This window comes from Glutamicibacter sp. BSL13 (assembly GCF_052928425.1).
On sequence record NZ_JAVGCZ010000182.1, the window covers coordinates 1 to 2381 of the forward strand.

At 68.2% G+C, this 2381-nt stretch carries 4 protein-coding genes; 3 read left to right on the plus strand and 1 reads right to left on the minus strand.

Features of this window, described 5'->3' with window-relative positions; all coding sequences use genetic code 11:
- On the plus strand, window positions 1–437 hold a 437-nt coding region (locus tag RCJ92_RS15585), incomplete at its 5' end, for an aminotransferase class V-fold PLP-dependent enzyme (RefSeq protein ID WP_446755080.1).
- Window positions 434–1570 (plus strand): tRNA 2-thiouridine(34) synthase MnmA, encoded by a 1137-nt coding sequence (mnmA, locus tag RCJ92_RS15590; protein ID WP_446755081.1) that lies wholly within the window; start codon window positions 434–436, stop codon window positions 1568–1570. The genes RCJ92_RS15585 and mnmA, both read left to right, overlap by 4 nt.
- Window positions 1571–1601: 31 nt before the next feature.
- Here mnmA and RCJ92_RS15595 read toward each other — a convergent pair whose 3' ends face one another.
- Entirely contained in the window at window positions 1602–1916 is a 315-nt protein-coding gene (locus RCJ92_RS15595) for a DUF2249 domain-containing protein (protein WP_138177503.1), read from the minus strand.
- Window positions 1917–2102: 186 nt separating this feature from the next.
- Between RCJ92_RS15595 and RCJ92_RS15600 the strand changes: the two genes are divergently transcribed.
- The coding region (locus tag RCJ92_RS15600) for a helix-turn-helix domain-containing protein (protein ID WP_446755082.1) at window positions 2103–2381 on the plus strand (279 nt) is incomplete at its 3' end.

A 2381-nucleotide genomic window follows, 5' to 3' on the forward strand; every position in this document is an offset into this window, starting at 1 on the left:
CCGAATACGAGCGGCTGGCCGGCCTGCGCGACTACGCGGTCGCCGAGATTTCGCGCAGCATCCCCGAGGCCCAGCTGAACGGCCCGGCCGATGCCGGGCACACCCAGGCCCGGCTGCCGGGAAACCTGCACTACACCTTCCCCGGCTGCGAGGGGGACTCGCTGCTGTTCGTGCTGGACATGCTGGGCATCTGCTCCTCCACCGGCTCGGCCTGCACCGCCGGGGTGCCCCAGCCCTCCCACGTGCTGCTGGCCATGGGCCGCGATGCGCGCAGCGCCCGCAGTGTGCAACGCTTCACATTTGGGCATAGCACCACCCGGGCCGACGTTGACAGACTATTGGAAGCACTGCCCGAGGCCTACGCCCGGGCGAAGAAGGCCGGAATGGCGGCCGACGAGAGCAGTATCCATACTGCGGGAACAGGATTTACACGATGAAGGTCTTAGCAGCGATGTCCGGCGGCGTTGACTCGGCGGTGGCCGCCGCCCGAGCCGTCGAGGCCGGGCACGACGTGGTCGGGGTGCACCTGGCCCTGTCCCGGATGCCGGGCACCCTGCGCACCGGCTCGCGCGGCTGCTGCACCATCGAGGACTCTTCGGACGCCTGGCGCGCCTGCGACAAGTTGGGCATCCCGTTCTACGTCTGGGACTTCTCGGACCGCTTCGCCGAGGACGTGGTCGATGACTTCATCAGCGAATACGAGGCCGGACGTACCCCGAACCCGTGCATGCGCTGCAATGAGAAGATCAAGTTTGCCGCACTGCTGGAAAAGGCGCTGGCGCTGGGCTTCGACGCGGTGTGCACCGGGCACTATGCCAAGGTCATCCGCGATGAGGCCGGCAACCCAGAACTGCACCGCGCGGCGGACTGGGCCAAGGACCAGTCCTATGTGCTGGGCGTGCTGACCCACCAGCAGCTGGAGCACTGCATGTTCCCGCTGGCGGAGACCCCGTCCAAGGCGCAGGTGCGGGCCGAGGCCGCCGAACGCGGGCTGACCGTGGCGAACAAGCCCGACAGCCACGACATCTGCTTCATCCCGGACGGGGACACCCGCGGCTGGCTGGCCGAACGGATCGAAATGACGCCGGGGAAGATCGTGGACCAGGACGGCAACGAACTGGGCGAGCACACCGGCGCCCAGGCCTTCACCGTGGGACAGCGCAAGGGGTTGCGCCTGGGCCGCCCGGCAGCGGACGGCAAGCCCCGTTTCGTGTTGGAAATCCGGCCCAAGGACAACAAGGTGATCGTTGGCCCCGAGGCGCTGCTGGCCGTGGATGAGCTGCGCGGCATCCGCGTCTCCTGGGCGGGGCGGCCCATCAGCGAGGTTGGGCTCGGCACCGAGTTCGACTGCATGGTCCAGGTGCGCGCCCACGGGGATCCGGTGGCGGCGGTGGCCCACGTCGAGCAGCAGGCCGATGGGGTGTGCCAGCTGGTGACCCGGCTGGTGGAGCCGATGCGCGGGGTGGCCCCGGGCCAGACCATGGTCGTCTACCAGGACAGCCGGGTGCTGGGCCAGGCCACCATCGACTCGGCCCGCTCCACGGCCTGGGACCCGGCCAAGGTCAGCTGACGTAGCCGCTGGCGGGACCGCCCCGGGGGCGCTAGTTGCGCACCAGCTTGAGCTTGAAAACCTCCGGGCCCTGCTGCAGGTAGCTGACCTCGAATTCGCCCGGATGGCGCTCATCGAGCTGCCTGAGCAGCGGCAACGGGTTGTGTGTTGCGCTGAGCACCAGCCCCGACCCGCTGCGCAGTGAACCCAGGGCGCCAAAAATTGCCGCGTGGCGCACCGCATGCGGAATCGTCTGCACATCCAGGACCGGCAGCTGCTCGTCATGCCCACCGCAGGCGCAGGTGCCTGCCGTTGTCTGCTTCAGCGCCTCTTCCCGGGTTGCTGAGATTTCAATGTTCTCGGCCATCACCGACTCCTTCACTCTGATCCGCCAGGTGGCGGGGATGCCACATCGCATGCCCGCCACTATTTTATTACAATTAACTCAGTGGAAAATAGCGGTTTCGGCAACGGAGACCGTCACGGTGAGGGGAAAGCATTGACGACTCGGCCACGCAGTCCGCGGGAAAACCGGCGCAGCGGCGCCGGCCGAATGCATTCCCCCTCCCGCGAACTCATCCTGCACCTGCTCCAGGAGGCAAACGAGGCACTGAGCATCCCGCAGCTGGCCCAAGCTGCCGGCATGCATGAAAACACGGTGCGCGCCCAGCTGGAGGCGCTGTTGCGCGATGGCTACGTGCGGCGCAAGCCCGCCGCCGTCGCCGGCCGCGGCCGTCCGCCCTGGATCTGGTCGCCCGCCCCGACTCCCGAGAGCCCCTATGCCACCCTGGCCAGGGTGCTGGCCCGGCAGATCGCTGCCAGCAGCGCCGAC